At 34.9% G+C, this 26,244-nt stretch carries 32 protein-coding genes and 1 riboswitch; of the genes, 15 read left to right on the top strand and 17 right to left on the bottom strand.

Translation table 11 applies throughout. The features are described 5' to 3' along the window. Positions 1–9 precede the first annotated feature (9 nt). From ACQ65V_RS15220 to ACQ65V_RS15210, 3 genes are read right to left on the bottom strand one after another with little or no spacing between them, the layout of a single operon-like run. Complete coding sequence (locus ACQ65V_RS15220; protein ID WP_430468582.1) at positions 10–804, bottom strand: ABC transporter ATP-binding protein; 795 nt, start codon at positions 802–804, stop codon at positions 10–12. Further along, on the bottom strand, positions 805–1,827 hold the full coding sequence (locus tag ACQ65V_RS15215) for a FecCD family ABC transporter permease (protein WP_430468581.1): 1,023 nt from the start codon (positions 1,825–1,827) through the stop codon (positions 805–807). 47 nt (positions 1,828–1,874) lie between these two features. Next, positions 1,875–3,032 carry an ABC transporter substrate-binding protein gene (locus tag ACQ65V_RS15210; protein ID WP_430468580.1) on the bottom strand — a complete coding sequence of 386 codons (1,158 nt, stop codon included), beginning with the start codon at positions 3,030–3,032 and terminating at the stop codon, positions 1,875–1,877. A 59-nt stretch (positions 3,033–3,091) separates the two neighbouring features. Then, a riboswitch (cobalamin riboswitch) is annotated at positions 3,092–3,301 on the top strand. Positions 3,302–3,365: 64 nt separating this feature from the next. Here ACQ65V_RS15210 and ACQ65V_RS15205 point away from each other — a divergent pair. Next, entirely contained in the window at positions 3,366–5,297 is a 1,932-nt protein-coding gene (locus ACQ65V_RS15205) for a TonB-dependent receptor plug domain-containing protein (RefSeq protein ID WP_430468579.1), read from the top strand. Between the two features lie 34 nt (positions 5,298–5,331). Here the strand turns inward: ACQ65V_RS15205 and ACQ65V_RS15200 are convergent, their stop codons facing one another. Beyond that, a complete protein-coding gene (locus ACQ65V_RS15200) occupies positions 5,332–6,783 on the bottom strand; it encodes a S41 family peptidase (protein WP_430468578.1) in 1,452 nt (483 codons plus the stop codon). A gap of 317 nt (positions 6,784–7,100) precedes the next feature. Between ACQ65V_RS15200 and ACQ65V_RS15195 the strand changes: the two genes are divergently transcribed. The 4 genes from ACQ65V_RS15195 to ACQ65V_RS15180 are packed head-to-tail and all read left to right on the top strand — an operon-like array spanning position 7,101 to position 9,243. Continuing rightward, complete coding sequence (locus ACQ65V_RS15195) at positions 7,101–7,610, top strand: RNA polymerase sigma factor (RefSeq protein WP_273289373.1); 510 nt, start codon at positions 7,101–7,103, stop codon at positions 7,608–7,610. Beyond that, positions 7,597–8,091 (top strand): hypothetical protein, encoded by a 495-nt coding sequence (locus ACQ65V_RS15190; RefSeq protein WP_430468577.1) that lies wholly within the window; start codon positions 7,597–7,599, stop codon positions 8,089–8,091. The genes ACQ65V_RS15195 and ACQ65V_RS15190 overlap by 14 nt, the downstream gene beginning before the upstream one ends. A gap of 26 nt (positions 8,092–8,117) precedes the next feature. Beyond that, positions 8,118–8,690: a DUF4252 domain-containing protein gene (locus ACQ65V_RS15185; RefSeq protein ID WP_430468576.1), complete on the top strand. Its 573-nt coding sequence runs from the start codon at positions 8,118–8,120 to the stop codon at positions 8,688–8,690. A 7-nt stretch (positions 8,691–8,697) separates the two neighbouring features. Further along, complete coding sequence (locus tag ACQ65V_RS15180) at positions 8,698–9,243, top strand: DUF4252 domain-containing protein (protein WP_430468575.1); 546 nt, start codon at positions 8,698–8,700, stop codon at positions 9,241–9,243. A gap of 23 nt (positions 9,244–9,266) precedes the next feature. On the opposite strand, the gene ACQ65V_RS15175 is transcribed toward ACQ65V_RS15180, so the two are convergent. From ACQ65V_RS15175 to ACQ65V_RS15165, 3 genes are all read right to left on the bottom strand, one after another. Further along, positions 9,267–9,494 (bottom strand): hypothetical protein, encoded by a 228-nt coding sequence (locus ACQ65V_RS15175; protein ID WP_273289377.1) that lies wholly within the window; start codon positions 9,492–9,494, stop codon positions 9,267–9,269. After that, positions 9,491–10,834: an adenylosuccinate lyase gene (gene purB, locus ACQ65V_RS15170; protein ID WP_430468574.1), complete on the bottom strand. Its 1,344-nt coding sequence runs from the start codon at positions 10,832–10,834 to the stop codon at positions 9,491–9,493. Before purB ends, ACQ65V_RS15175 begins: the two co-directional genes overlap by 4 nt. Before the next feature lie 85 nt (positions 10,835–10,919). Then, the gene (locus ACQ65V_RS15165; protein WP_430468573.1) at positions 10,920–11,489 is read right to left on the bottom strand and encodes an adenylosuccinate lyase; all 570 of its coding nucleotides are present in this window, start codon (positions 11,487–11,489) and stop codon (positions 10,920–10,922) included. A gap of 190 nt (positions 11,490–11,679) precedes the next feature. Here ACQ65V_RS15165 and ACQ65V_RS15160 point away from each other — a divergent pair, with 190 nt between their 5' ends. The 3 genes from ACQ65V_RS15160 (at position 11,680) to ACQ65V_RS15150 (ending at position 14,074) form a co-directional block, all read left to right on the top strand. Further along, positions 11,680–12,087, top strand: coding sequence for a hypothetical protein (locus ACQ65V_RS15160; protein WP_430468572.1), 408 nt, complete (start codon positions 11,680–11,682; stop codon positions 12,085–12,087). Then, positions 12,084–12,773: a helix-hairpin-helix domain-containing protein gene (locus ACQ65V_RS15155; RefSeq protein WP_430468571.1), complete on the top strand. Its 690-nt coding sequence runs from the start codon at positions 12,084–12,086 to the stop codon at positions 12,771–12,773. Before ACQ65V_RS15160 ends, ACQ65V_RS15155 begins: the two co-directional genes overlap by 4 nt. Positions 12,774–12,838: 65 nt before the next feature. After that, positions 12,839–14,074 (top strand): glycosyltransferase family 4 protein, encoded by a 1,236-nt coding sequence (locus ACQ65V_RS15150; protein ID WP_430468570.1) that lies wholly within the window; start codon positions 12,839–12,841, stop codon positions 14,072–14,074. Between the two features lie 128 nt (positions 14,075–14,202). Here the strand turns inward: ACQ65V_RS15150 and ACQ65V_RS15145 are convergent, their stop codons facing one another. Next, on the bottom strand, positions 14,203–14,709 hold the full coding sequence (locus ACQ65V_RS15145) for a hypothetical protein (RefSeq protein WP_430468569.1): 507 nt from the start codon (positions 14,707–14,709) through the stop codon (positions 14,203–14,205). A gap of 183 nt (positions 14,710–14,892) precedes the next feature. On the opposite strand from ACQ65V_RS15145, the gene ACQ65V_RS15140 reads away from it, so the two are divergent. Beyond that, a complete protein-coding gene (locus tag ACQ65V_RS15140; RefSeq protein ID WP_430468568.1) occupies positions 14,893–15,336 on the top strand; it encodes a hypothetical protein in 444 nt (147 codons plus the stop codon). Beyond that, complete coding sequence (locus ACQ65V_RS15135; protein ID WP_273289384.1) at positions 15,336–15,536, top strand: helix-turn-helix transcriptional regulator; 201 nt, start codon at positions 15,336–15,338, stop codon at positions 15,534–15,536. The genes ACQ65V_RS15140 and ACQ65V_RS15135 overlap by 1 nt, the downstream gene beginning before the upstream one ends. A gap of 29 nt (positions 15,537–15,565) precedes the next feature. Here the strand turns inward: ACQ65V_RS15135 and ACQ65V_RS15130 are convergent, their stop codons facing one another. Both ACQ65V_RS15130 and ACQ65V_RS15125 read right to left on the bottom strand, forming a co-directional pair. Then, positions 15,566–16,024 carry a hypothetical protein gene (locus tag ACQ65V_RS15130; RefSeq protein WP_430468567.1) on the bottom strand — a complete coding sequence of 153 codons (459 nt, stop codon included), beginning with the start codon at positions 16,022–16,024 and terminating at the stop codon, positions 15,566–15,568. Continuing rightward, positions 16,021–16,722: an SIR2 family NAD-dependent protein deacylase gene (locus ACQ65V_RS15125; protein WP_430468566.1), complete on the bottom strand. Its 702-nt coding sequence runs from the start codon at positions 16,720–16,722 to the stop codon at positions 16,021–16,023. The genes ACQ65V_RS15130 and ACQ65V_RS15125 overlap by 4 nt, the downstream gene beginning before the upstream one ends. Before the next feature lie 96 nt (positions 16,723–16,818). On the opposite strand from ACQ65V_RS15125, the gene ACQ65V_RS15120 reads away from it, so the two are divergent. From ACQ65V_RS15120 to ACQ65V_RS15105, 4 genes are all read left to right on the top strand, one after another. Then, a complete protein-coding gene (locus ACQ65V_RS15120; protein WP_430468565.1) occupies positions 16,819–18,003 on the top strand; it encodes a hypothetical protein in 1,185 nt (394 codons plus the stop codon). A gap of 60 nt (positions 18,004–18,063) precedes the next feature. Next, positions 18,064–18,720, top strand: a complete 657-nt coding sequence (locus tag ACQ65V_RS15115) for a TrmH family RNA methyltransferase (protein ID WP_430468564.1) — start codon at positions 18,064–18,066, stop codon at positions 18,718–18,720. A 38-nt stretch (positions 18,721–18,758) separates the two neighbouring features. Then, complete coding sequence (locus ACQ65V_RS15110) at positions 18,759–19,292, top strand: SRPBCC family protein (protein WP_430468563.1); 534 nt, start codon at positions 18,759–18,761, stop codon at positions 19,290–19,292. Positions 19,293–19,414: 122 nt separating this feature from the next. Beyond that, complete coding sequence (locus ACQ65V_RS15105) at positions 19,415–19,777, top strand: VOC family protein (RefSeq protein WP_430468562.1); 363 nt, start codon at positions 19,415–19,417, stop codon at positions 19,775–19,777. A 3-nt stretch (positions 19,778–19,780) separates the two neighbouring features. On the opposite strand, the gene ACQ65V_RS15100 is transcribed toward ACQ65V_RS15105, so the two are convergent. The 7 genes from ACQ65V_RS15100 to ACQ65V_RS15070 form a co-directional block, all read right to left on the bottom strand. Further along, positions 19,781–20,584, bottom strand: a complete 804-nt coding sequence (locus ACQ65V_RS15100; RefSeq protein WP_155089536.1) for a carboxypeptidase-like regulatory domain-containing protein — start codon at positions 20,582–20,584, stop codon at positions 19,781–19,783. Between the two features lie 180 nt (positions 20,585–20,764). Continuing rightward, complete coding sequence (locus ACQ65V_RS15095) at positions 20,765–22,582, bottom strand: DEAD/DEAH box helicase (RefSeq protein ID WP_430468561.1); 1,818 nt, start codon at positions 22,580–22,582, stop codon at positions 20,765–20,767. Between the two features lie 178 nt (positions 22,583–22,760). Continuing rightward, on the bottom strand, positions 22,761–22,913 hold the full coding sequence (locus tag ACQ65V_RS15090) for a hypothetical protein (RefSeq protein ID WP_430468560.1): 153 nt from the start codon (positions 22,911–22,913) through the stop codon (positions 22,761–22,763). A gap of 168 nt (positions 22,914–23,081) precedes the next feature. After that, positions 23,082–23,546 (bottom strand): hypothetical protein, encoded by a 465-nt coding sequence (locus ACQ65V_RS15085; RefSeq protein WP_430468559.1) that lies wholly within the window; start codon positions 23,544–23,546, stop codon positions 23,082–23,084. Between the two features lie 215 nt (positions 23,547–23,761). After that, positions 23,762–24,178 (bottom strand): hypothetical protein, encoded by a 417-nt coding sequence (locus ACQ65V_RS15080; protein ID WP_430468558.1) that lies wholly within the window; start codon positions 24,176–24,178, stop codon positions 23,762–23,764. 119 nt (positions 24,179–24,297) lie between these two features. Continuing rightward, entirely contained in the window at positions 24,298–25,125 is an 828-nt protein-coding gene (locus tag ACQ65V_RS15075; RefSeq protein ID WP_430468557.1) for an alpha/beta hydrolase, read from the bottom strand. Beyond that, positions 25,125–25,703, bottom strand: a complete 579-nt coding sequence (locus ACQ65V_RS15070) for a non-canonical purine NTP diphosphatase (protein WP_430468556.1) — start codon at positions 25,701–25,703, stop codon at positions 25,125–25,127. Before ACQ65V_RS15070 ends, ACQ65V_RS15075 begins: the two co-directional genes overlap by 1 nt. A 214-nt stretch (positions 25,704–25,917) precedes the next feature. Between ACQ65V_RS15070 and hpf the strand changes: the two genes are divergently transcribed. Further along, positions 25,918–26,217, top strand: coding sequence for a ribosome hibernation-promoting factor, HPF/YfiA family (gene hpf, locus ACQ65V_RS15065; RefSeq protein WP_155089540.1), 300 nt, complete (start codon positions 25,918–25,920; stop codon positions 26,215–26,217). The last annotated feature ends 27 nt before the right edge of the window (positions 26,218–26,244 follow it).

Below are 26,244 nucleotides of genomic sequence, written 5' to 3'. Positions count from 1 at the left end.
ATGAATAAGCTATTTCTTAACCCGAAAACTTCCGGATTTATCATCAAATAAAATTAAATCTTCAGGAAAAAGAGATTCAAATACCCCTTTTGAAATCAATCGACATGGCTGGTCACAAACGACATCATCCTTTCGCATTACAATCATAGTGTCACATAGCTGAATGGCTAAATCAATCTCATGCGAAGAAAATAAAATTGTTTTCCCGGTGTCTTTGGTGAGTTTTTGTAAGAGCTTTAAAATATAGGCTTTGTGATACATGTCGAGATGCGTGGTAGGCTCATCCAAAACAATCACATCTGTATCTTGAGCCAAAGCACGCGCAATCATCACCTTTTGTAACTGACCATCACTGAGTTCGTAGCATCTTTTGTCTTTTAAATCAAAAATATTTACCTGCTTTAATGACGAATTGATAATAGAATTATCTTTATCTGTTAAGTTGCCTATCCAATTGGTATAAGGATGCCTTCCTAGAGCTACCAACTCATATACTGAAAGATTTTTTGAGGTTAATTGTTCAGTGAGCACAATACTGAGCTGCTTTGCCAAATCTGTAGTAGAAGTGGATTTTAAATCTTTGTCATTTAAAAGAATAGTCCCTGATAACGCAGGCTGTACTTTAATCAAGGTTCTTAAAAGTGTTGACTTACCAATTCCGTTTGCTCCAACCAAACCAATGAGCTGTCCTTGTTGTAATTCAAAATTAATATTTGACGCCACAACAGTTTCAGCTTTCTTGGTTTTGTAACCTATGGAAAGTTGTTCTGCTTTTAGGATGATATGTGATGCTTCATTTTTCATCTAAAACATCATTTTACGTTGTCTTACCAATAACCATATTACAACAGGCGCACCAACCAAAGCTGTTATGGCATTAATTGGTAAGGTGTAATCGCTTCCAGGAATTTGAGCAATACTATCGCAAATTAACATGACTATCGCTCCATATAGAAATACAGCTGGCAATAGCACTTTGTGATTCGAGGTTTTAAATATTTGACGTGTTAAATGCGGAATCGCCAAACCAATAAAAGCAATTGGCCCAGTAAAGGCTGTAATTGTTCCTGCTATGAGGCTAGTTGCTAAAATAATAATTAGTCTGCTTTGTTTTAAATTAAGACCTAAACTCTTGGCATAATTATCTCCAAGTAATAAACTATTTAGACCTTTGATGGAGGCAATACTCAAAATAAGACCAATCAGGTAAATCCCTAAGAAAATCAGTAACTCATCCCAAGATAAATTGCTTAAGCTACCGAAACCCCAAAAAATGTATTGTTGTAATTGCTCGGCTGAACTAAAGTAGGAGAGTACACTAACCACAGCAGCCGTAATACTGCCAAACATTAAACCGATGATAAGAATAGCCATAGTATCTCGGACTTTGTTCGAAACCGCTAAAACAGCCAATAGTACCAAGAAACTGCCTAAACTAGCAGCAATAACAATACTCCATTTAGAAATAAGTGCTGTGGCGAATAGACTTCCAAATAGCCCAGAACCTAAAATCACCAAAGCAACACCAAGACTTGCACCAGAGCTGATGCCCAAGACAAATGGACCTGCTAAGGGATTTCTAAATAAGGTTTGCATTAACAATCCTGAAATGCCTAAACCAGAGCCAACCAAAATGGCTGTTATGGCTTTTGGTAATCTAAAATCGGTAACAATTACCTCCCAAGTGCTATTCTCTATAGTTCCGAAAAGACTACCAAAAATACTATCCATCGGAATACTAATAGAGCCTAAACTTATATTCACAAAAAAACATAGCAATAAAATTACTGAGAGCGCTATGAATTGGTATTTGTAGTTGATTTTCATTATTTACAAGACCTCACAGGTTTTAAAAACCTGTGAGGTCTCTTGTTTTATTTAAGTTTCTTAAAGAAATATGGAGTATAACCATCTAACAATTCCGGATGACAAATTTTTATTAAATCCTTTAAGACTAAATCAGGTCTTGCTGTACCTAATTCATAATATAATACTCCACCGGTTTCTCCCTTTGCATTGGTAAATGAGAAAACGTTTTTTGTTTTAAAAGCTTCAAAATTTGTATATAAAGAACTCGCTTTTTTCAACTGCTCTAAGCTACTGTAATAGGATGGATTTAACCATATATCAGCATCTTTTGCTTTGTCTAATACAGCTTCAAAGCTTAATGCTAAGCTTCCATTTCCAGTGGTGTCACTCCAAAGGTAGTTGACGTTAGCATCATTTAAAAATTGTGCTTCGGGACTAGAACCATTTGGTAAATACCAAACATCTTTATGCATGGCTCCACTTAAAACTGTTGGTTGCGTTTTGGCTTGCTTCGCAATAGATTTTGCTTCTAAATAATCTTTTTCGATGTTTTTAAAAATGGAATCCGCCTTTTGTTCTTTATTAAAAAGCACACCGAAGAATTTTATCCATTCTGCTTTTGCCAAAGCCGAGGATTCTACCCAATCACCATTATAAATTACAGGAACACCAGCTTTTTTTATAGTTTCAAAAGTCTTGTTGACTCCATCTACACCAAAACCAATTACCACATCTGGACTAAGCTCCAAAAGTACTTCGGTATTGATGCCTTCGTTTTTACCGAGTTCCCTTACTTTACCTTCATTGATTCGCTTTCTGGTTTTTTCTGAAGAAATGTAGTCCGTTTCAGGAAAACCGACTAAAGTTTGTTCTACGCCCAACAATTCTAAAGCTGGAATGTGAGTCGTGGATGTAACGACGAGCTTTGTAATATCATTTGTAATGACACCGTCATAAGCATCTCTAGGAAAAGTCATTTTTGATAGCTGTTCCTTGGAAGCGATAAGATATTTATAGTATTTCTCAGCTTCAGGCCAAGGTGTTTCAATGGTTAAAATTTTATAATCTCCATTATCGTTTACCGAAAAGCCTTTGGCGTATTTTAAATTTATTGTACTTGTATCTAAAGGAGGAAGTTCCCTTTTGATGCCTTTATCGTCTTTGCAACTGCAAAAAAGAATTAAAATCGGTAAAAAAATATAGAGTGTTTTTTTCAAAATCATCAATTTCTTTCAAAAGTAATATTATTTAAAGTTTTGTGTCAATCATTAAACAAAATGTTTAGTTTTGCGCCGAAATTAGGTTCCAATCCTTAACCGATTGGATTAAAAGGGAATTTGGTGCGAATAAAATTTTCAATTCCAAAACTGTTCCCGCAACTGTAAGCTATAAAGCTTGTTATAACCTTCAATGTCACTGTACCGAAACCTAGGTATGGGAAGACGAATAGCAAGACGCAAGTCAGGAGACCTGCCAATTTCAACATAGAAGTCAAACTTTCGGGATAAAAGTTTACATACTAATTTCAGTGTGTTCTCGAGCAATTAAATTTTAAAATGAACAGAACAAAAGTGTTTTGTAGCATACTTGGTTTAGGTATGCTATCTGTTGGATTTGCACAAAAAGAGCAAGATTCAGTAAAAGTTGAGAAGTTAGAGGAAGTGGTAGTTACAGACTCAAAGTTTCAACTAAGACGAGAAAATTCGGGTAAGGTCATTACTAAGATTACCTCAGAAGATTTAGAAAAACTACAAGGACAGTCCATTGCCGAAATTATCGGTAGAACGGTTGGTGTAGAAATTAACGGTGTTCGCAGCAACGCTGGTCAGAACCTAAGTTATTTTATTCGTGGTGGACGTAATCGCCAGGTTTTAATACTTATTGATGGAGTACAGGTTACTGACCCATCTCAAATTGCCAATGATTACGATTTACGTTTGTTAAATGCGGACCAAGTAGAATCTATTGAGATTTTAAAGGGTGCATCGAGCACACTGTACGGAACAGGTGCTGCAACTGCTGTTATTAATATTAAGCTCAAGGAAGCCTCAAAAAAAGCTATTAACTTGAATTTGAGAAGCACATTAGGCACCAATCAATCTTCAGATGAAAATAATTATGCTATTGAGGATTTTAGAAATAGTGTTTCTGTAAATGGGCAATTGGGTAAATTTAATTATTTGGCCAGCTTCGGACATCAATTTACAGATGGATTATCAGCAATAGAAGGTGGTACAGAGTCTGATGCTTTTAACAGTCACAATGGAAATGTAAAATTGGGTTATAAATTCAGTAATGCATTTAAACTGACCACTTATGCAAGTTTTGATAACTATAAGGCCGATTTTGATGATAGTTTTGGTCTGATGGATGCAGACAATGTATCAATCTCCAAACAATATAGAATAGGTGCGTCACCAGAATTTAATTATAAACGAGGAAGCATCACGGTGAATGCTGCTTATAATGATGTTAAGCGCGAGATTGAATCTGGTTTCCCTTCACAATTTAATGCACAGAGTATAGTTGTAGATGCTTTTAATCGCTATAATTTTAGAGATACATTCTATACCGTTTTGGGAATTAACTATCAAGATAACCAAATGGAAAGTTTTACTATTCCTTTTGGGGAAACGGATTTTAGTCAAGCAATAGACCCAGAAACTGCACAATTTACAATTACAGATCCTTATGTAAACGTGGTTTATGTTTCAGATTTTGGGTTGAATGTTAATGCTGGAGCACGATTAAACAGTCATAGCGAATATGGTAGTCACTTTGTTTATAGTGTAAATCCATCTTATAAAATTGATTTGGATTTTGGTTACGTTAAAGGATTGGCGAGTTATAGTACCGCTTTTATCACACCATCTTTATATCAATTGTTTGAACCTAGTTTTGGAAACCCTGATTTAGAACCCGAAGAGAATCAAACCGTTGAAGTAGGAGCAGAGGTTAATATTAAGGATAGAGCCACTTTAAGTTTGGTTTACTTCACGAGGAATGAAGATAATTTTATTGATTTTGTAGATACAGGTGGTTTCGTGTTTCAATATCAAAATATTGAAAAATCTTTTACTGCTAGTGGTTTGGAACTGGTTGCACAAATAAAAGTGATTAAGGACTTGAACCTTAATCTAAATGGAACTTACACAACTTTAGATGAGGACTTAAGTCTTAGGATTCCAGAAATTAAGATCAATACGAGATTGGACTATGCGTTTTCAGAACTAACGCAAATAAGTTTGTCTTATCAATATAATGATGAGAGAGAAGATCTGGTATTTAACAATGAAACTTTTGAAAATGATTCAGTGACGCTCGATTCTTATGGGTTGCTGGATTTTTACATCAGCCATAAAATCATCAACAATAAAATGACAGTGTTTGCAAACCTTACAAACATTTTTAATGAAGACTATCAAGAACTTTTTGGTTTTACAACTAAGGGAAGGGGATTTAATTTAGGGTTTAACCTCATGTTGTAGTCAATGAAAAAAGCCGCTTTAAAGCGGCTTTTTTTTAGTCTTCAAACATTAGATTTTCAATTGGAGACTTTAGTTCTTTAGCACTAATTTCTTCAAGAATAGGAAAATCTATATTTCTATTAAAAGATCGATCTCCATTTGTAATGTCAGCTATAGCTGCAGCCAATAATGGTTCAGAAATCATACCTAAAGTTCCAAAAGTACTTGGTGTTTCAACTATGTTAACATCTGGAGTTAACCCGTTTGTAGGTACTAAACCATCATTAACATTTGTAGAATTAGCAATGAGCGGAATTAGAGCGTAATTATGATTTCCATTAACATTGTTGCCATCAAACTCTTGCGAGTCAAATACAAGACGATTGGCTTGTGTTTTTCCTGCTGTCATATCACCAATATGCACAACTTCTATATAAGGTCTTAAACTGTTGATGATGAGTTCGCTTGCTGAGGCAGAACTTGATGATGTCAATACATATACTTTATTCAGATTTAAACTATTAATCGACGTGTTGTCTGACAATGCGTTTGTAAATTCGTAATTTCTATTCTGACTTTGCTGATTGTTATTATAGAATAGTTTTGAAAATACCTGTCCATTAAACTGACCAGTTACCATACTTGCCAAATGCACGGCTGTTTGTATGTTTCCGCCTCCATTGTACCTTAAATCAATAACCAATTCTTGCACTCCAGCAGCCTGAAACTGACCAAAAGCATCATTTAATTCATTATCAAAATTGCTACTAAACCCATTATACATCAAATAACCAACATTAACATTTGTGAGGTTTAAGACTTGAGCAATATGAACAGGGTTTTCTGTATAGGCAGCTTTTGTTAAGTCTGTACTTTCACCATTTAAAGTTATAGTGTCGTCATCTGCTTGCGGAGTTCCGTTATTATCATAGTCAGCAAAATTTAATGTATAAGAGTCCTGCCCTAATAGTGTATTAATATTTGATGTCGTAAGATCTGTTCCATCCACAGCTCTAAAAACCTGACCTCTTACCAGGCCTAAATTATCAGCAACACTATTGTTTAAAACTAATGTTATCGCACCAAACACTTCAGTCTGACTTCCAGGGACCAAATACAATCTAAATTCTATCCCATTACTAAGCGTTGTGCCTTGTTGGGCATTTATAATATCTAAATAATTTGGTACAATAACAGAGAAAGGATCTAGAGGTTCAAATATTAAAGTCTCAAAGAGATCTTCTGGAGTGGCAAAACCATTAAGATATTCTGAGTATTCTTCGGTTTTCTCGTATCTATCATCAATACCGTTAATGCCAAATCTATCGTTGGATAAGTCGGGTACTTGATTGGGTGAATTATACAGATAATAAGCATTCATTCCTTTCCAGACAAAATCATTGATGTCCGAATTTGCAATGGCGTTATCATCTAAATCTTCAAAACAGCCTGTTAAAACAAAGGTAAAGGCGCACAGTAGTGCAATAAGACTAAACTTTTTCATCATTTTCTTTTTTTATAGCGTTTTTTACATCTGTCTGTAAAACTCTAAATTTACTTACATTATTATAAATAAAAAAACTGAAGATATTTATTCTTTTTGTTTGTGACCGAGAATGAAGGCTTTTGTGCCGTAACGAAAGCATTTTTTTGGTTGCATAGCACGAGTTATGGAAACTAAAAATGGTGAGTTTATGGTGCAAAATGCGAGTTCGTAGGTAAAAGAAAAAGATTATATATCTTCAACGTGTAACAAATTGTAATGTGTATCGTCGTAGTTATGAAGGCAAGTAAAATTGTATTCAACCACCAATCAAAAAAGTAATGAAGCAGGCAGATTTTGTAAGCTTAGTGATGCCATTTAAGGATAAGGTATTCCGTTTGGCAAAACGTTTACTGGTTTCTCGTGAAGAAGCCGAGGACGCTACGCAAGAAATACTTTTAAAATTATGGAGAAATAAAGAGAAGATAAGCGAATACAAAAATGTAGAAGCCTTCTCAATGACAATGACAAAGAATTTTTGTTTAGATCGGTTAAAATCCAAACAGGCACAAAATTTAAAAATCGTTCACAGTAATTATACTAATAACGACTCGTCATTACAAAAACAAGTAGAGGCTAGAGATAGCGTGGATTGGGTTTCTAAGATAATGGAAGACCTTCCAGAACAACAAAAAATAATAGTGCAGTTAAGAGATATAGAACAGTACGACTATGCAGAGATAGCCGAAATGCTAGAAATGAACGAAACAGCAGTACGAGTAAATTTATCTAGGGCACGTAAAACAATAAGAGAAAAATTAACTAATACACATCAATATGGTATTAAATAATATAGAAAAACTATTAGAAAAGTATAACAATGCTGAGACATCGTTAGCAGAAGAAGCACAACTTAGAGCTTATTTTGAGAGTGATGATGTAGCACCACATTTAGAACATTATAAACCAATGTTCCTATATTTTTCGCAATCGCAACAAGAGCAGTACACGAAAGACGTTCCATTAAAACCTAAGAGAACAAAATTGTATCAATGGATTTCTGTCGCAGCAGTTGCCGTTCTAATGCTTGGTTTTATTGTTCCGCGAGTTTGGGATAGCGGACCAAAAACTTTGGCAGATTATCCGCCAGAGGAACAACAAATGTATTTAGAAACTAAAGCGGCTTTAGCGATGCTCTCGGATAATTTCAGTGATGGAACCTCGAGTATCAATGCACTAGACTTAGCTTCTGAAAACTTTAATGTAGGCTTAAATAAAGCGAGCCACATTGCAGAATTTAGTGAAACAACAAACAAATTATTAAAGAATTAATTATTAAAAATTAAAAACAGGAAATCATGAAAAAAGCAATTTTAATCATCGCAGTAATGCTTACATCAATGACTTCATTCAGTCAGAGTGTTTTTGACAGATTTGAAGATTTAGAAGGTGTAACTTCGGTTATCTTAAATCAGAAAATGTTCAAAATGTTAGCGACTATGGGTATAGATATGGATGACCCAGAAATGAAGGAATATGCTGAGATGGCAGCAAGCATTACAGGATTTAAAGTGTTTACTACAGGAGACGAAAGTATCTCAGCAGATATGAAGGCTACCGTAGATAAGTATTTAAAATCATCTGACTTAGAAGAGTTAATGCGTATTAAGGATGGTGAACAAACCGTTAAGTTTTACGTAAAAGAAGGTAAGGATGAAAACCATGTAAAGGAATTATTGATGTTTATTTCTGGTCTTAAGGAAATGACTAAAGGTGAGAATATAGAAATCAATGGCGAAAAGCGTGAGTTTGAAACTGTAATTATGACCTTAACTGGTGATATAGATTTGAGACAGATTTCAAAAATCACAAATCAAATGGATTTTCCAGGTGGAGAGCAGTTAAAGAAAGCTGGCGAAAAGAATGACTAATAAGATCATGATACAATCAATCAAAAAATCAATGGTAGTGTTGCTTTTGGCTGTGGCTTTTACAAGCTGCAACCAAGGGCCAACATTGCAAACCTATTTTGTGGATAATGAGCTAAAACCAGGTTTTATATCTGGTGACATACCTGCAAGTTTTATCGATGTTGAAAAAGTAGAACTTACAGATGAGCAAAAAGAAGCTTATGAGTCTGTTGACAAACTTAATATTTTAGCTTTTACCCTTGGAGAAGATAATAAGGAGGAGTATAAAGTGGAGCTAGAAAAAGTTAAAGCTATTTTGAAGGACTCAAAATATCAGGAACTGATGCGAGGTGGTAACACTAAGGATGGTAAGTTTATGGTGAAGTTTATAGGTGATGTAGAGAATATAGATGAACTTATTGTCTTTGGAAATGCAAATGATAAAGGTTTTGTCGTAGCAAGAGTTTTAGGTGATGATATGAATGCTGGTAAGTTAATGTCCTTGCAATCCGTATTGAAAGACATGAACTTTGATGACAGTAACTTAAATGGAATAAAAGACTTTTTTAAATAAACTGACAATATTTATTTAAAATGTTAATGCGAATCGTCTTGGGGAATTTCTTCAGGACGATTTTTTTTATCATTATTCTTAAGGGCATGGATGAGTGCAATAACTAGCAAAACCGCAAAACCTGTAAATAATAAGGCTTTCATTATAAAATAATCTAGAACATCAAATAAGCCAGCTACAAAAAAACCAATGCTAACAAAAGCAACGATGCAAAGCGCTATGGAATTTCTATTTATTGGAAATAACTTCATATACCCGTATAATTACTTGGTGTAATTCTCTTGAGTTCAGATTTAATGGCATCCGAAACCTCTAATGTATCAATAAAATTTGAAATGGATTTTTGTGTAATGGCTTCATTGGTTCTCGTCAACCCTTTTAACGCTTCATAAGGATTTGGATAACCTTCACGCCTTAATATTGTTTGAATCGCTTCAGCCACAACAGCCCAGTTGTTTTCAAGATCTTGTGCAAATTTAGCCTCGTTCAACAATAACTTACCTAAACCTTTTAAAGTGGATTTAAAACCAATAAGGGTATGGCCAAAAGGTACACCTACGTTTCTTAATACTGTACTGTCAGTGAGGTCGCGCTGTAATCTCGATATCGGTAATTTTGCTGATAAATGCTCAAAAATAGCATTGGCAATACCTAAGTTCCCTTCACTATTTTCAAAATCTATTGGATTTACTTTATGAGGCATAGCAGAACTGCCCACTTCGCCTTTTTTGATTTTTTGTTTAAAGTAATCCATGGATACGTAGGTCCAAATGTCTCTATCTAAATCTATGATGATGGTATTGATGCGCTTTAAGGCATCAAATAAAGCTGCTGCATGATCGTAATGTTCAATTTGAGTCGTTGGGAACGAATGCTGTAAACCTAATTTCTCCTGAACGAATTTTGTTCCGAACGCTTTCCAATCAATATTTGGGTAGGCTACTTTGTGCGCGTTGAAATTTCCGGTTGCACCACCAAATTTGGCAGCACTTGGTACATCATTCAATAAATTAAATTGCTCTTTTAAACGAACTGCAAAAACCTCTATTTCCTTACCCAATCGTGTTGGTGACGCTGGTTGCCCATGTGTTCTTGCCAACATTGGTATATCTGACCATTCTTTGGCTAACGCTTCAATTTTCTCTAATAATGTATGGTATTCCGGAACATAGACATCATTCATAGCTTCCTTAATGCTTAGAGGAATAGCTGTGTTATTAATGTCTTGTGATGTTAACCCGAAGTGGATAAACTCTTTGTAATCCGCTAAATCCAAGGCATCAAATTTCTCTTTTATAAAGTATTCAACCGCCTTTACATCATGATTGGTAACCTTTTCAATCTCTTTTATGGCCGAAGCATCAACAGGTGTAAAATTCCTATAAATAGCCCTTAAGTCATCAAAAACAGAATGCGAAACAGACGCTAATTGAGGAAGCGGCAATTCGCACAAAGCGATAAAATATTCAATCTCTACTAAAACCCGATATTTAATCAATGCTTCTTCAGAAAAATAGTTGCCTAAAGCTTCTACTTTAGATCTATATCTGCCATCTATTGGTGAAATTGCGCTAAGTGCCGTAAGTGCCATTTGAGTTGGTTTTTTGAAGCGTCAAAGATAGCAAAGTTAGCTAGAAGCACGAAGCGTGGAGTCATAAGTTTTTGTAATTTGGTATTTAGTTTTTGGGTTTTATTTTTTTTAGGATATGTCTTGCTCTTGCTTTAAATCCTGAGCTCTGCATCTGAAAGTCGCGTTCTAAAATCATTGCTAATTCTGGATGAATCCAATCATATTCATTACCGAGTAGATACAAAGAGTTCATGGAATAGGCTTTGGGCGCAATTTTTTCGTCATTGATCATCCAATCAAAACAGGCTTCAACAATTTTCTCTTTGTGTTGTTCAGTAAGTGCAGATTTAATTTTATTATCATGCTTTGAGTAGTAATCTTTGATAAGATATTCACAAACTTTGGCTACTGGTCTAACGGCAGAATCTAAATGTACTTTCGCAATATTTTCCGTAAATAAATTGAGATGTGGAATAATGGCTTCTAGTTTTTCGCCGCACATAAATTCAAAAACCCAGGCGGCTCTGCACGAAATTTTATCATCAACTTCAAAAAGAATTTCTATGAGTGGTTTTACTAGTTCCGGATTGGCAATAACTAGATTTGCATAGTGCAAGCGCTTTTCGCGCGAATGATTCACGTAATTTAATTCCTGGTAAAGTTGGTCTTTCGTCAAAATAGAAAAAACTTTTTAGTTTAATTTTGATTAGCTCCGAAGTATAAATTTATCAATTTTACCGCTAAAAAATAGTTTCGGATAAAAATGAATTAATTTTATTTAGAATTTATCTAAATAATTTTTATTTCCACTCATTCGTGTGTAATTTTGCAACATCATACTAATAAAATTAGATACTAAACATCAATTGAGCTTAAAGAAAGTTATTTTATCTGCTTTTATTTTAATGGTTATAGGTACCGTATTAGAATTGTATCTTTTGGATCATTATGAAAGTCTTTCACAACTTATTCCAATACTTTGCACTGGCTTAATTAGTTTAACTGTAATTCTTCTAATTTTTTATAGAACTAGATGGATAAAGAACTTTTTTAAATGGCTTCTTTTAATTACTGCACTTAGTGGTATTTATGGTTTTTATTTGCACCTGGATGCCAATTTTGAGTTTGAGCATGATATGAAGCCTACAGCAAAGAATTGGGATCTGTTTATAGAGAGTTTGTCTGGTGCATTACCAGCATTGGCACCTTTTAGTATGGTAGTTTTAGCATTAATTGGATATTCATATTTAATACTTATAAATCAAGAACAATGAAAAATATAACAAAGTTACTCGTAGTATGCGCTTTAATAGGCCTAAGCCTAACATCTTGTAAAAATTCGAATGAAGAAAAACAAGAAATGAACAATTCAGCAGAAACGACGGAAAAAGAAATGACAAAAGAGACTGAAGCTGAAACTAGTACAGTTTTAAATGCAAATCATGCTACCGAAGCCGATTTGAAGGGATTAGGACTATCTTCAGAAATCGTTTCTCAAATTTTAGAAAAAAGACCTTTTATTGATATGAAAGATTTGGATGCCATGCTTGAAGGTGAAAATAAAGAAGAACTTTATAAAAAAATGTTCGTTCCCTTTAATCTAAATACAACTGCTGAGGCTGATTTTAAGATGATTCCTGGTGTTGGAGATAAAATGGCGCATGAGTTTGAAGAGTACAGGCCATACGTTAGCATAAAGCAGTTTAAGAGAGAAATTGGTAAGTACGTAGATGATGAGGAAGTAGAACGCTATTTAAACTATGTGTTCGTTCCTGTAGAACTAAATACGGCTTCAGAAGAAGATATTAAGGCACTGCCAGGTGTTGGCAATCGTATGGCGCACGAATTTGAGGAATACAGACCTTACAAAAACCTGGACCAATTTAGAAAAGAAATCGGGAAATACGTAGATGATAAAGAGCTTAAGCGTCTCGAGCGTTTTGTTTATTTAAAGGATTAGAAAACACATAATGTATTCTAAATCTAAATATTTATACACTATACATCTTAATTTAAAAGGTTGTTATGTCAAATAGCAACCTTTTAATTATTGGTTTTGTCTGGCCAGAGCCCAACAGTTCTGCTGCAGGAAGTCGGATGTTGCAGCTTATAGAGCAGTTTCAAAAGCAAGGTTTTGACATTACATTTGCTTCTGCGGCAAAACCATCTCAAAACACATTTAATCTTTCGGTTATTGGTGTTAAAACTCGAGCTATTATATTAAATGATTCGTCTTTTGATATATTTATTACAGAGTTGAATCCAGAGGTTGTGGTGTTTGACCGCTTTATGACTGAGGAACAGTATGGCTGGCGCGTGGCAGAGTATTGCCCAAATGCACTACGAATTTTAGATACGGAAGACTTTCACGGCTTAAGAAAAGCTAGGGAATTGGCTTTAAAGGATGGAGTGGAAGTGCCTGTTGAACATTTGCAAAACGATACTACCAAACGTGAAATTGCCAGTATCTACCGATGTGACTTAAGCTTAATGATTTCTGAGGCTGAAATCGAAATTCTGACGAAACAGTTTAAAATAGATAGAGATTTGCTCTATTATTTACCGTTTTTATTACAACCAATTTCCGAAGATGAAATAAAAGAACTACCAACTTTTAAAGATCGACAACACTTCATCACCATTGGTAATTTTTTGCATCCACCTAATTATGATGCGGTTTTACATCTAAAGCAAACTATCTGGCCATTGATAAGAAGAGAACTACCAAAAGCAGAATTGCATATTTATGGCGCTTACGAACCCCAAAAAGTATCACAACTACATAATGAAAAACAAGGCTTTTTAATTAAAGGATTTGCCGAAGATGTCAATGAAGTGATGCAAAAGGCTAATGTGTGTTTAGCACCATTGCGTTTTGGAGCAGGACTCAAAGGTAAACTCGTTGATGCTATGCAAAATGGTACACCATGTGTTATGTCTAGTATTGCAGCAGAAGGTATGTTTGGCGAATTGGAAGCAAATGGATTTATAGAAAATGATGCTAAAGCATTTGCTGAAAAAGCTATTACGTTATACAATGAATCTGAAGTTTGGCAAAACAAGCAACAAAATGGTTTTAAAGTAATTAACGAGCGTTTTAATAAAACAGATTTTGAATCTGGTTTTGAAAATAGAATAGATGAACTTATAAAAAATCTAAAAAGCCATCGCCAAAATAACTTTATTGGGAATTTGTTGCAACATCAAACCTTGCAAAGTACTAAGTATTTGAGCAAGTGGATAGAAGAAAAAAGTAAGTGATTTTTGAGTTTCGTTAACGGTCTCGTATAACCGTCAGTTACGGGTTAATATGCGTTAATTTTCGGTTTAGCACAGACTTTAGCAATTCCGAGTGGATTCGGACGTAGTCGAATCCGCCGTAATTGCGGTTATACATTGTTGGCATTAGTAATTTTTACTTTTTCTGATGAAGTTACATTATTGAGTATCAAAATCAGTTCGTTTTTGTCATTTTTTTCCATATCAAACCATAAAGCTTTAATTTCAGATTTCACAGTGTTTTGAGATTGATTCTTTTGATTTATAAAAATCAAGTCACTATTCGAGTTTGTCAAATTTTTTCCTTTCAGTGGATTAGAATTCCATTTTTGTAAATACACACCATTTTCAGTTCTGTAAAACCAATCACCAAAAAAATGTTTGTCAAGTATATTTTTGGGTTCAGTTTTAATATGGATAAATGATGGTCCGTGAGGGAATTCTCCAGCGTATTTACTCATAATCTTAAATTCAGCAAATGATGTCAGTATTGACCACTCATTTTTTTCGTCAGCATAAGAGTCATATTCCGCATTTTTGTCAATTCGTTTCCGCTGAAGCAAAAGAGCAACTACCAAAATTCCAATTACTATGTATCCTATTGTTACTGTCTCCATTATTAATGCCAATGTCTCTGATAAAAAATCGTTTCAATGTTTTTTATCAAGCGTTAACGAAGTTAACAGAAAACTTTCACAAAGTCAAGTTTCAATAAAACCATTTGCAAAACCCAATAATGTAAAGTATATTTGTCATATAGTAAAAATAATTTTACTTAATAGAAAATATATTTGTCAATTATGAATGCAAAGAAACTAATGGATTGTGAGCGTACCAAAATCGAAAAATGGTCTGAATTTCAGTTACCAAATGTTTGGAAATTAAGAGGTACGATTATTTGTCTTCTGATTTTTGGAATTATGATAGCTTTAAAATTTATAGATAATGAGCCCTTATGGCTCAAGGATGTTTTGCGAAAAGGGTTGCTGGTGGGACTTTTAATCGTAACCTTATCTAAAGAGAAAATAGAAGATGAAATGGTTACAACATTGCGATTTAAGGCTTACACCTTAGCATTTATTATGGCTGTTATGTACAGTTTAATTCAACCTGTTGCAGACTATATCGTAAACAATTTTATTTATGAGGCGTCTATGAACAATGGTTTTAGCTACTTTCAGGTCTTGTCTTTTATGCTAATTATCCAAATTATGTTTTTTGAAATTTTAAAGCGTAACAGATAATGGAAAATACTATAAAAGTAGAACGCGCTATTTTAGATTTAACACAAGATGATTTGGCGAAAAAAATTGGTGTATCACGCCAAACCATTAATTCCATTGAAGCCAATCGTTATGTGCCTTCTACAGTTTTGGCTTTAAAATTATCAGAGGTTTTTGGTAAGCCTGTAAATGACTTTTTTAAATTGAGTACAGATGATTAATTTAATGGGCTTTTTGATTTCAATATTGATTAATTGCTTAATAATTCATATTTAGAATTAGGTTTTGCCGCTTCAACATCTGCCCAAGTGTCCCAAATGTCTTTTAACAACGATTTAAATTGCGTACTATCTTTGGTTTTTTCAATACTATCAAACAATACGTGCATTTCCCCTCTTAAATCAGAATATGCTTTTGTAAATTCACCCATACGGTCCCAAGCAGAAATGTGACCTTCAAAAGCCGTACTGAATGCCTCTGGACAACCTTCAAAATTAAGATTTTGCATGGCTTTAGTGTAATTTTCAATGGTCTTGTGCAAAGTCGTTGTTTCACACTCATGGTTTCTGGTTTTACCAAGTTCACTATCCTTTGCTAAAACAGATTCAATACAATCTGTTTCACTTATTGTAGTATTTGTTTTTTTGCTGTTTTGGCAACAGTACAAAGACAACAAAAAGAGGATTGTATAAAGTTGATTCGTTTTCATATCGTATCGGTTTTTAAAATGGTTAATAAATCTTTCATGCCTTCTGTGGCAGATTTAGCTATAACATTCACATTACCATCATTACTTATAGCTGGTCTAGGATCTATATAATAAATGACAGTGTCTGGTTGTACATAATTAATTAAACTAGCAGCAGGATACACTTGCATACTTGTACCTATAATAATAAGAATATCAGCAGCGTAGCAAATTTTAACGGCAGTTTCGATCATAGGTACATCTTCGCCAAACCAAACAATATGAGGGCGTAATTGATAGCCTTCATTACAAAGATCACCAAGATTAATATCTTCAGTCCAAGTTTTAATATCGTTAGGGTTGCCAGTACTTCTTATTTTCAGTAATTCACCGTGTAAATGCACCACATCAGTACTTCCAGCACGTTCGTGCAGATCATCTACATTTTGCGTAATAATGGTCACCTTGTAATCTTTTTCTAGCGCAGCTAAATCTCTATGTGCTTGGTTGGGTTTTACTTCTTTTAGCTGTCGTCTTCTTTGATTATAAAAATCTAAAACCAATTCAGGGTTTTTTCTAAACCCTTCAGGTGAAGCTACTTGCATAACATCATGTCCTTCCCAAAGGCCATCATGGTCCCTAAAGGTTTTAACACCACTTTCGGCACTCATACCAGCTCCTGTCAATACAACGATGTGTTTTTTTTCGTGTTGGCTCATAATGTCATTAAATGAGTTAAAATAGATTCCTTTATAGCAAAGTTAATCTTTGATTTTAATATAAGTTTAGACTAAATCTCAAAAACAATTATACTTATGAAAAACATTTTAAAATTTACAATAATATTTTTTATCACATTAGGCTTTACAAGTTGTAGTCTAGATGATGACGGAAATGTTATTGGTCCGACAGGCAATTCCAAAACTTACGCATTAGTGTCCGTAGATGACCCTAATATTTTTGGAACAGCCAGATTTATAGAAAATAGTAATAATTCTACGACCGTTGAGTTAGAGCTTGTAGGAACACCAAGTGGTGGAATGCATCCTGCTCATATTCATTTTAATACTGCTGCAGAAGGTGGTGATATCGCCGTAACCTTAGGTACTGTTGATGGTTCTACTGGATTTAGTACGGTTATTGTTAGCGAATTAGATGATGGTAATCCGATTACCTATGATCAATTAATAAATTTTGATGGCTACATTAATGTACACTTAAGTGCCAGTGATTTAGGAACACTAGTGGCGCAAGGTGACATTGGTGAGAATGAATTGACAGGAGAGTCTAAGGTATATGCACTAGACTCGGTAGATGATCCTGCGATTTCTGGTACGGCTACGTTTCAGGAGCGAGTTAACGGTGAATCTTTAGCTACCATCGATTTAGAAAATACTACAGATGGAGCTATGCATCCAGCGCATATACATGCTAATACAGCTGCTGAAGGTGGTGATATAGTATTTACGTTTAATTCTATTGATGGAACCACAGGTATGAGCAAAACCAATGTAGATGCTATTGCTTATGTGGATATTTTAGACTACGATGGTTACATTAACGTGCATTTAAGTTCAAGTGACTTAGGAACGCTAGTTGCCCAAGGTGATATTGGACAGAATGAATTGACAGGAGAATCTAAGGTCTACGTACTAAATTCAGTGGATGTACCTACAGCTTCTGGTACTGCAACCTTTGAAGAGCGTGTTAATGGTGAAGCTTTAGCAACTCTCGATATAATTAATAGTGTGGATGGTGAAATGCACCCAGCACATATACATGCTGGTAGTGTTGCTACTGCACCTGGAGCAATTTTATTTACTTTTAATTCTGTAGATGGTACAACTGGTGTTAGTAAAACCAATGTATCTGCCTTAGATGATGACACTGCATTTGGCTACGATGATGTTTTAACAGTTGATGGCTATATCAATGTACATTTTAACGCAGCTAATTTAGCCACCTTAGTTGCTCAAGGAGATATTGGTATTAATGAATAATACATTTCAATATTTTATATTAAACCTAGCTTTACGGCTAGGTTTTTTTATTTTTATCCTATGTCAGATTTAAAACTTCTCAATCACTTAGAGTCCTATCTCACTGAGCACAGAAAACAACGGTTTCAAAAGGTTTTAGCACAGCGCACCAAACATTTTACTGTAGCAACAGAAGATGTCTATCAATTGCATAATACAAGTGCTGTAATTCGTTCTTGTGACGTGTTTGGCATACAGGAGGTTAATGTTATAGAGGAGGTCAACTCAAAACGTATTGATAGGGAGATTGCTATGGGAGCCCAAAAATGGGTGGATCTAAACCGATATCACTCCACAAAATCCTGTATAGAAGATTTAAAATCCAAAGGTTATCAAATTGTAGCGACAAGTCCACATGCTGAAGATTGTGATCTTATTGATTTTGATATTTCCCAAAAATCTTGTTTTTTCTTCGGAAGGGAAACCGAAGGGCTTTCGCAACACGTTTTGGACGAGGCAGACTGCTTCCTAAAGATTCCCATGGTTGGTTTTACAGAGAGTCTTAATATTTCTGTATCTGCTGCAATTATTCTACAGCATGTGACTTCAAAATTGCGTAAATCGGAAATCGATTGGAAATTGACTGAAAAGGAATGGATTGAAAAACGATTCGACTGGATTAAAAAGACCATTAAAAATTACGACTCCATCGTAGAACGATACCATTCACAACGCTAATTTTCGTAACTTTAAGAACTAACTAAAACCAAAAGATTATGATGATTGTTCTTTACGTCGTCCTTGCCATTATTGCGCTTATAATAATATTGGCATTAGTCGCTCCCAAAACCTATAGCGTAAGCCGCAGTGTAACAATTAACAGACCAATATCGGAAGTATTCAATTATGTAAAATTCACTAAAAATCAAAATGATTGGTCTCCCTGGAAGAAGAAGGACCCGAATATGACACAGGAATTTATAGGGACTGATGGTGAGGTCGGTTTTATTTCTAAATGGGAAGGAAATAAAGAAGTAGCCACGGGAGAACAGGAAATAAAACGAATTGTTGAAAATGAACTTATAGAAAGCCAGCTACGCTTTTTTAAGCCTTGGAAGTCGCAATCCGATGCATATCTTGGTGTTAAATCCGTAGATGTAAACACCACAAAGGTCACTTGGGGATTTTCAGGTGTTAATAAGCCGCCTTCAAATATTTTCTTCTTGTTTTTTGATATGGATAAAACCGTTGGAAAGGATTTTGAAGAAGGTCTAAATGATTTAAAACAAATATTGGAGTCTAAAAAATAAAAATCAGGTCAGACAAGTTAGAGTAATGAGGTTAATTGAACTCTATTTTATATGGGTTTCGACTGCGCTCAACCTGACAGAGAAGTAATAAACAATAAGAATAAAAAATAAACAATAGCAAAATGATAGGATGGTTCGAAATTCCGGTTAACGACATGAGTCGTGCAAAAAAGTTTTACGAAACCGTATTTAAGGTAGAAATTCAGGAAGTGGATTTTGGCGGTATGTTAATGGGTTGGTTCCCCAATCACAATGATGGTCATGGTGCCACAGGCACATTAATTAAGCAAGAGTCTTATATTCCAAGTCAAGAAGGGACTTTAGTCTATTTTATGTGTGAGGATGTACAGAATGAATTGGATAGGATAGAAGATGCAGGCGGAAAAATCTATCAGCCAAAAACTAAAATCTCAGACGAACACGGTTTTATGGGAGCTTTTATAGATACCGAAGGCAATAGAGTTGCCCTTCATTCCAGCAAATAGGAATTAAGCCTTATCTTTTTTCTTTTTACGGTCTTTACTACGCTGAATCACTTTGTATTCTTCGTAGCATTCACTTATGGCATCTAAAATTTGAAGATCGTTAGCCGTATTTATAAAGTCTTTTGAGTAGTTACATTGGTTAACGATTTCATCTAAATCGTACTTGGTGACTTGAAGCAATACCATCAACATTTCTCTATCAAAACGCTTAGCGAGCTGATTTCTAATCTCGTCATCTTCCTTAATCTTTTTAAGCTTGTGCATCTCGTTTGGTTTTTTTCCAAACATATTATAGAGGAAGTCTGCAGGATTGAAGATTGCGCCCAAGACTTTGGTGGCAATATTAGGTTTCCCACCTTCATAAGCTTTACCGTATAAACCAGAAATTCTATATTGATTATTGTTGCGAATAGGAACCTGTTTCATATCCACTTCCAAATAACCCGTAAGTTCAAGGGATTTTACCGTCACTTCTTCAAGTGCCAATGCCAATTCGGTCATAACTATTTCAGTATTTCCAAATTTTAACCAGTCGTTGGTTACGCGAACTTTGATGGATTTATAGCCTAGATACGATAAGTGCAAGGTATCATTGGCTTTAGCCTTAATCTCAAATTCACCGTTTTCATCCGTAGCCACACCTACAACTTGGTTAATATTCACAATATTAACATCACTTAAAGGCTCTTCTGATGTAGAACTTACAATAGTTCCTTTAACCGTCTCGGGAGTTTTTGTGGCTGTGCTGTCTTGGCTATAGCTGTAAACTGTAGTAAAACAAAATAATATAATTAGTAAATACCGCATTTGTGTCAATTACGTTGTAAAGGTACTAAACAAAACGGATTTTAACATATCGCTATTGCGATTTGACTTAATATTAACAAAATAGGGCTATGCCCTAAATCTCAAAAAACATAAACTAAAAATCAAATTCCAATACATGTAGTACATATTGGAATTTAGTCTGTGTGATTTTAAATTTTATTAACGTCTAGAGCGTCTTGGTCTGTCAGAAGCCGACTTAGAACGTCTCGGTTTTGGACTATCAGAACGCTTTCTATCGTTTCTGTCTGAATCACCGCTTCTGCGAGAACGTCTTTCGCTTCTTGGTTTATCATCGCGTCTGCGACCTCCACCACCAGAGCGTCTATCACTTCTTCCACGACCTTTATCTCGTCTTCCACCTCCGCTACGGCCTCGGTTTTCACTGACCTCTACATTTACAAAACGACCTTCGTGTTTGTAATCTGTAAAGAATGTCAATACTTTTTCCTGAAGTGCTTTTTCGGTATTGAAGAATGAAAAACTATCCTTTACATCTACTTTAAAGACATCATCTCTGCCTAGTTCTAAAACTTCTTTTAAGAAATCCTTTAGTTTCATCCAATCGTAACCATCTTTGCGACCTACGTTGATAAAATAACGCGTGTCATCTGATGATTTACCATAATCGCGGCCTCCATCAGAGTCTCTCGAATCCGTAACGGCTAAATCTTTCGATTTTTGGTAATAATTAAAGAAGCGCGAAAATTCCACCGAGAAGAATTTTTTAATCAATTCGTCTTTGTCGGTATCTTCAAACAGTTCGTTGATACTGTCTAGATACTTATCAATTTCATGGCTGACTTCTGTGTTATGGATTTTATTTGCTAAGCTCATTAATTGCACTTCGCAGATTTCCATACCTGAAGGAATGTCTTTCTTTTCGAACTGCTTTTTAATAATTCGCTCTATGCTTTTTATTTTTCTAACTTCACTTTTAGACACAATCACCATAGAGACACCAGTTTTACCAGCACGTCCTGTACGACCAGAACGGTGTGTATAGGTTTCAATCTCATCTGGTAATTGGTAATTGATAACGTGTGTAATGTCATCTACATCGATACCACGAGCGGCAACATCTGTAGCCACAAGCATTTGAATCTGCTTATTTCTAAAGGATTTCATCACCAAATCACGTTGGTTTTGGCTTAAATCTCCGTGTAATGCTCCAGCAGAGTAACCATCTTCAATTAAGTTTTCAGCTACTTTTTGAGTATCGCGTTTTGTTCTACAGAAAATTACAGAAAATATATCTGGATTGGCATCAGCCAAACGTTTTAAGGCTTGATAACGATCTCTAGCATTGACTAAATAATACTCGTGCGAAACGTTGCTGGTACTTTCGTTTTTGTTTCCTACAGTGATTTCAATAGGATCGTACATAAATTTTTTGGCAATGCTAGATACTTCCTTAGGCATTGTTGCCGAAAATAACCATGTACTTTTATCTTCTGGAGTATGAGACAAAATATCAGTAATATCTTCATAAAAGCCCATGTTGAGCATTTCATCAGCTTCATCCAATACGCTGTATTGAATTTTAGAGATATCGACCAATTTTCTACTGATCATATCCTTCATACGACCTGGTGTTGCTACAATAATCTGTGCGCCACGCTTTACCTGTTTGGCTTGGTCTGTAATGCTTGCGCCACCATAAATGGCAACAACGTTTAAGCCTTTACAGTATTTACCGTAAAGCTTAAGTTCGTTGGTAATCTGTAAACAAAGCTCACGCGTCGGTGAAAGGATAAGCCCTTGTGTGGTTCTACTATCTACATCAATTTTTTGTAGCATCGGGAAACCAAAGGCTGCCGTTTTACCAGTACCTGTTTGTGCCAGTGCCACAAGGTCGCTTTCTTTTTCTAATAAAACTGGGATGGCTTTGTCTTGGACTTCACTAGGTGTTTCAAAACCTAAATCCGTAATAGCCTTAAGAAGGTCTTCATTAAGACCCAATTCTTGGAATGTGTTCATTCTAATAAGTAAGTATTCGATAACGTTATGCAGTGTTACATAAGAAGCGTATCGACATACTTAAACCTTAGACTTCTGGTAACACATCCTCACTCTGAGGAGTACTCAAAATACAATCTTTTGATTTTGAAGGTGCAAAGGTAGGTGAATTAATTGGATTGGCAATTTTTGGGTGGGTTTATCGGTTTTGTGTAAGATTAGTTCCGAGTAATATTAGAGCTTTTTCGTGATTCGGATAATTATTATCAATTTTTAAAAAGTTATCAATTTGTTCAATCCAATCACTTTCATTCATATATTCAGAAACATTCTTTGTAACTGAGATTTTCATAAATGTTAGAGCTAAAACACTTTTAGTGATTTTCAACGACCTTAAGTTCTCAGGCAGAACATCAAGAGTACAAAATAGAGAAAAGCACAGGTTATATAAATCTCTAAAATTTACAGAATCAGGTAATTTTAAAATCAGATAATCATATAGTTTTTCAGCACTATCCATTTATACTTTATTCTTATTACAATCTGGTCCATCACCTGACCAGTCAGGGAACCTAACTAATATCCACAAATCATTAGATTCAGAATTTAGAAGAATTCTCCAAGCATTTCCTGGCTTGCAGTCGTCAATTAGAAACCAATTTCCATTTATCTTATTATTTGGTCTATTCTTTTCTTTGAGTATATAGTAAAAACCAATCTTAATATCTTTAATATCAGTCGCTTTTTTTAATTTGTTTTTAGAAATAAACTCTTCTACTTTGCTTTCTGGTATTTGAAACTTACCTATAACAGCAACTTCCGTCGTTGCAGTTTGATTAGCTGTTGTCCAAAATGGAAGGTATATTCCAGTCGTTTTTTTTATGTAAGCTTCGGAAGAAAGATATTTATGGTATATAACCTTAAAGCTCAGAAGAACTAATAGTAAAATAAGAATCCTAAACTTTGTTTTTCTTTTGAGTTTCATTAATTATTGCCAACGATTAGAAAAGTTCAGTTTTAATATTTAGACAAACTCAGGATAGGTTGACTTTATCGGTTTTGTGTATGGTTAGTTGCGTGTTTAAGCAACTAATTTAGCAAACAAATCACAGATAGAAAATTCCAGCGGAATTTTCGTAAGTCGGCAGTGACCTAGCAATTAATTATACACGTCTTAAGTTTACAATAGTATTTTTATTTTCAATCAAAGAAATGAACATATAAATACGTCATTTCAGTTTCTTTATCAGTCCACAAATAATATTCACTAAATGAATGGTCTAAAAAATCATTCTTATAATAAATTCGGTCAACATTTTCATTAGGTAAATCAAACCAACTTGGTGGGTTTTCGTCTTTTTCCAACTCCTCAATTATAATTCCAAATTTCACATTATTCCTTTCGGCAATATTCAGGGGTTGGTCGTGCGCAATAATTTTGTCCAGTACAGTTGAGTCATACGTAAATGACATGTAATGAACTTGAAAATCAAAATAGCCTCGGTTTTTAAGTTTAATTTTCTTTATAGATTCAGGTGGTTTAAATCCAAAGTTGTCCTCAAAAGACGATTCGAGTTTGTCTCTGTTTTGCGATTCATAGGCACAACTATAACTCATTACGAATATAATTAAAGTCAAAAATTTCAGATATTTTCTCAATGTTTTTTGGGTTCAGTTATATTATTGCCAACGTCTATTACGCGAAGTTAACTTTTTGCTTTAAGAATGTCAATAAATCAGTCCTCCTTTTCAAACAACACCTCAAAAGCACCATAAACCGCTAAGTGCAAAGCATCGCCATGGTCTTGTGCTTCTAAAAATTGAAAGTACACTTTGGTGTTTTCTTTTTTATTGGCCTCTAAGTTTTGGTATAGGGATTTGGCATCACGTTCCATAATTTCACCTTCTTTACCTACAGCGACATAAATTTGCTTTTCAGAATGATAAGCTTTAGGCTCTAATTGTAAAAGTGATTGATTGTCCCACCATAAGCTTGGGCTTACAATGATGTAGTTATCGAACAACTCAGGTTTTTTGTACACGATTTCTGTGGCCAATAAGCCTCCTAAGGATTGCCCAATGATGGTTCTAGTGCCTTCTGTTCTGTAATGTGCTTTTATAAAGGGTTGAAGGTCTTTTTCGATAAAATTGATAAAATTCTCGGATTTGCCAGATGTAGGAAAGTCTTTTTTGTCTTGCTCGATAGTGGTTGGGTAGGTGAAATCCCGTTTTCTGTCCACATTGGCAATGCCCACAACTATGGATTCTGGTACCATATTAATCCAAGAAAACGACCCGAATTGTACAATCCCAGCGATATGGATAAAATCTTCGTCTAAAGCGCCATCCAACAAATAAATAACGGGATAGGTTTTGGTAGAGTCCGCGACGTAGTTTTGGGGTAAATAGATATTGAGGGTACGGTTTTCATCTAGGACTGAAGAATGAAATGTTACCGTTTCACCAATGACCAGTGGTTTTGTTTCTGGTGTTTTAGAGTGGTCTTGGGCTGATACTTTAATTGTTGTAAGCAGTATCAACAATATACATAAGTGCTTTTTCATTATTGAAATGTATTTAGATGAGAGATGAGCGATGCAATTGCTTTTCCTCTATGTCCGATTTTGTTTTTGAGTTCTAGGTCCATTTCGGCAAAGGTGTCTTGATAGCCCTCTGGTCTAAAAATAGGGTCGTAGCCAAAGCCTTTGTCACCGTGTTTTTTGTTGGTGATTTCACCTTTGCAAATGCCTGTAAAGGTTTCGAGTTTTCCGTTAAGGTGCAAGGCGATGACGGTTTTAAATTGGGCTTTTCGGGAGTCTTTGTTTTCTAATTCCGTTAGTAACTTATTCATGTTGTCCTCTGCATTACGTTCCGGACCAGCATAACGCGCTGAAAACACACCAGGCTCACCGTTTAGGGCTTCCACCTCTAAACCTGTGTCATCTGCAAAGCAATCGTAGCCATAATTGGCTTTAACGTATTCTGCCTTTTGTATGGCATTGCCTTCTATGGTAGGTTGTGTTTCTGGGATATCTTCAATACAAAGGATATCTGCCAAGCTTAATAATTTGATATGTTTAGGTACTAAAGCTTGTACTTCCTTTAGCTTGTTTTGGTTATTGGTGGCGAAGACGAGTTGCATGGATTAAGAATTTAACCCAAATATAAATTTATTTTATAGGAATTAAGTTTTTACTTCCAAGTATCAACGGTACCACAATACTACAATAAATTTTGTCTTTCAGGTTTTCAGGCATTTATAATTTTAATCCTTTTTTATGACAAATGTCAATGGTAAAAAGCTTTAAATTTTGTATCTTAGAGTTAGCTAATATTAACTTAAAAAAGGAGGAATTATGACAGTAAATTTTCAGTATGTAAACACAGATGTAAGTGAAGCGTTATCTACATACATCCAAGAAAGATTGGATAAATTAGCTAATAAATATGAGTTTCTAATTTCCGCGCAAGTGTATATAAAACACAATGACAAAAACCATGATGCCGGAAAAATCTGTAATATAGAATTGAGCTTACCTGGCCCGAGACTGTTTGCCACCTCAAATGAGCACACCTATGAGTTGGCAGTTAATCAAACCATTAGCGATCTAAAAAGACAATTGGAAAAACGGAAAGAGATTTATAAAGTCTATTAAGAAATATGCTCAGAATAGAGTTTTGTT

The sequence above is a fragment of the Winogradskyella ouciana genome (assembly GCF_965284585.1).
GTDB classification, from domain to species: Bacteria; Bacteroidota; Bacteroidia; order Flavobacteriales; family Flavobacteriaceae; genus Winogradskyella; species Winogradskyella ouciana.
The sequence above is the reverse complement of the archived record's forward strand: the minus strand, read 5'-3'. Positions and strand labels throughout refer to the sequence as shown.

Excerpts from the sequence above, each read along its gene's own strand:
- purB (WP_430468574.1), bottom strand. The coding sequence starts at position 10,834 with ATGGCACTTACGGCACTTAGCGCAATTTCACCAATAGATGGCAGATAT.
- ACQ65V_RS15180 (WP_430468575.1), top strand. The coding sequence starts at position 8,698 with ATGATACAATCAATCAAAAAATCAATGGTAGTGTTGCTTTTGGCTGTG.
- ACQ65V_RS15105 (WP_430468562.1), top strand. The coding sequence starts at position 19,415 with ATGATAGGATGGTTCGAAATTCCGGTTAACGACATGAGTCGTGCAAAA.
- ACQ65V_RS15190 (WP_430468577.1), top strand. The coding sequence starts at position 7,597 with ATGGTATTAAATAATATAGAAAAACTATTAGAAAAGTATAACAATGCT.
- hpf (WP_155089540.1), top strand. The coding sequence starts at position 25,918 with ATGACAGTAAATTTTCAGTATGTAAACACAGATGTAAGTGAAGCGTTA.
- ACQ65V_RS15080 (WP_430468558.1), bottom strand. The coding sequence starts at position 24,178 with ATGAGTTATAGTTGTGCCTATGAATCGCAAAACAGAGACAAACTCGAA.
- ACQ65V_RS15110 (WP_430468563.1), top strand. The coding sequence starts at position 18,759 with ATGATGATTGTTCTTTACGTCGTCCTTGCCATTATTGCGCTTATAATA.
- ACQ65V_RS15075 (WP_430468557.1), bottom strand. The coding sequence starts at position 25,125 with ATGAAAAAGCACTTATGTATATTGTTGATACTGCTTACAACAATTAAA.
- ACQ65V_RS15100 (WP_155089536.1), bottom strand. The coding sequence starts at position 20,584 with ATGCGGTATTTACTAATTATATTATTTTGTTTTACTACAGTTTACAGC.
- ACQ65V_RS15115 (WP_430468564.1), top strand. The coding sequence starts at position 18,064 with ATGTCAGATTTAAAACTTCTCAATCACTTAGAGTCCTATCTCACTGAG.
- ACQ65V_RS15140 (WP_430468568.1), top strand. The coding sequence starts at position 14,893 with ATGAATGCAAAGAAACTAATGGATTGTGAGCGTACCAAAATCGAAAAA.
- ACQ65V_RS15200 (WP_430468578.1), bottom strand. The coding sequence starts at position 6,783 with ATGATGAAAAAGTTTAGTCTTATTGCACTACTGTGCGCCTTTACCTTT.
- ACQ65V_RS15155 (WP_430468571.1), top strand. The coding sequence starts at position 12,084 with ATGAAAAATATAACAAAGTTACTCGTAGTATGCGCTTTAATAGGCCTA.
- ACQ65V_RS15085 (WP_430468559.1), bottom strand. The coding sequence starts at position 23,546 with ATGAAACTCAAAAGAAAAACAAAGTTTAGGATTCTTATTTTACTATTA.
- ACQ65V_RS15090 (WP_430468560.1), bottom strand. The coding sequence starts at position 22,913 with ATGAAAATCTCAGTTACAAAGAATGTTTCTGAATATATGAATGAAAGT.
- ACQ65V_RS15205 (WP_430468579.1), top strand. The coding sequence starts at position 3,366 with ATGAACAGAACAAAAGTGTTTTGTAGCATACTTGGTTTAGGTATGCTA.
- ACQ65V_RS15120 (WP_430468565.1), top strand. The coding sequence starts at position 16,819 with ATGAAAAACATTTTAAAATTTACAATAATATTTTTTATCACATTAGGC.
- ACQ65V_RS15185 (WP_430468576.1), top strand. The coding sequence starts at position 8,118 with ATGAAAAAAGCAATTTTAATCATCGCAGTAATGCTTACATCAATGACT.
- ACQ65V_RS15195 (WP_273289373.1), top strand. The coding sequence starts at position 7,101 with ATGAAGCAGGCAGATTTTGTAAGCTTAGTGATGCCATTTAAGGATAAG.
- ACQ65V_RS15215 (WP_430468581.1), bottom strand. The coding sequence starts at position 1,827 with ATGAAAATCAACTACAAATACCAATTCATAGCGCTCTCAGTAATTTTA.
- ACQ65V_RS15220 (WP_430468582.1), bottom strand. The coding sequence starts at position 804 with ATGAAAAATGAAGCATCACATATCATCCTAAAAGCAGAACAACTTTCC.
- ACQ65V_RS15210 (WP_430468580.1), bottom strand. The coding sequence starts at position 3,032 with ATGATTTTGAAAAAAACACTCTATATTTTTTTACCGATTTTAATTCTT.
- ACQ65V_RS15125 (WP_430468566.1), bottom strand. The coding sequence starts at position 16,722 with ATGAGCCAACACGAAAAAAAACACATCGTTGTATTGACAGGAGCTGGT.
- ACQ65V_RS15150 (WP_430468570.1), top strand. The coding sequence starts at position 12,839 with ATGTCAAATAGCAACCTTTTAATTATTGGTTTTGTCTGGCCAGAGCCC.
- ACQ65V_RS15070 (WP_430468556.1), bottom strand. The coding sequence starts at position 25,703 with ATGCAACTCGTCTTCGCCACCAATAACCAAAACAAGCTAAAGGAAGTA.
- ACQ65V_RS15130 (WP_430468567.1), bottom strand. The coding sequence starts at position 16,024 with ATGAAAACGAATCAACTTTATACAATCCTCTTTTTGTTGTCTTTGTAC.
- ACQ65V_RS15145 (WP_430468569.1), bottom strand. The coding sequence starts at position 14,709 with ATGGAGACAGTAACAATAGGATACATAGTAATTGGAATTTTGGTAGTT.
- ACQ65V_RS15135 (WP_273289384.1), top strand. The coding sequence starts at position 15,336 with ATGGAAAATACTATAAAAGTAGAACGCGCTATTTTAGATTTAACACAA.
- ACQ65V_RS15095 (WP_430468561.1), bottom strand. The coding sequence starts at position 22,582 with ATGAACACATTCCAAGAATTGGGTCTTAATGAAGACCTTCTTAAGGCT.
- ACQ65V_RS15175 (WP_273289377.1), bottom strand. The coding sequence starts at position 9,494 with ATGAAGTTATTTCCAATAAATAGAAATTCCATAGCGCTTTGCATCGTT.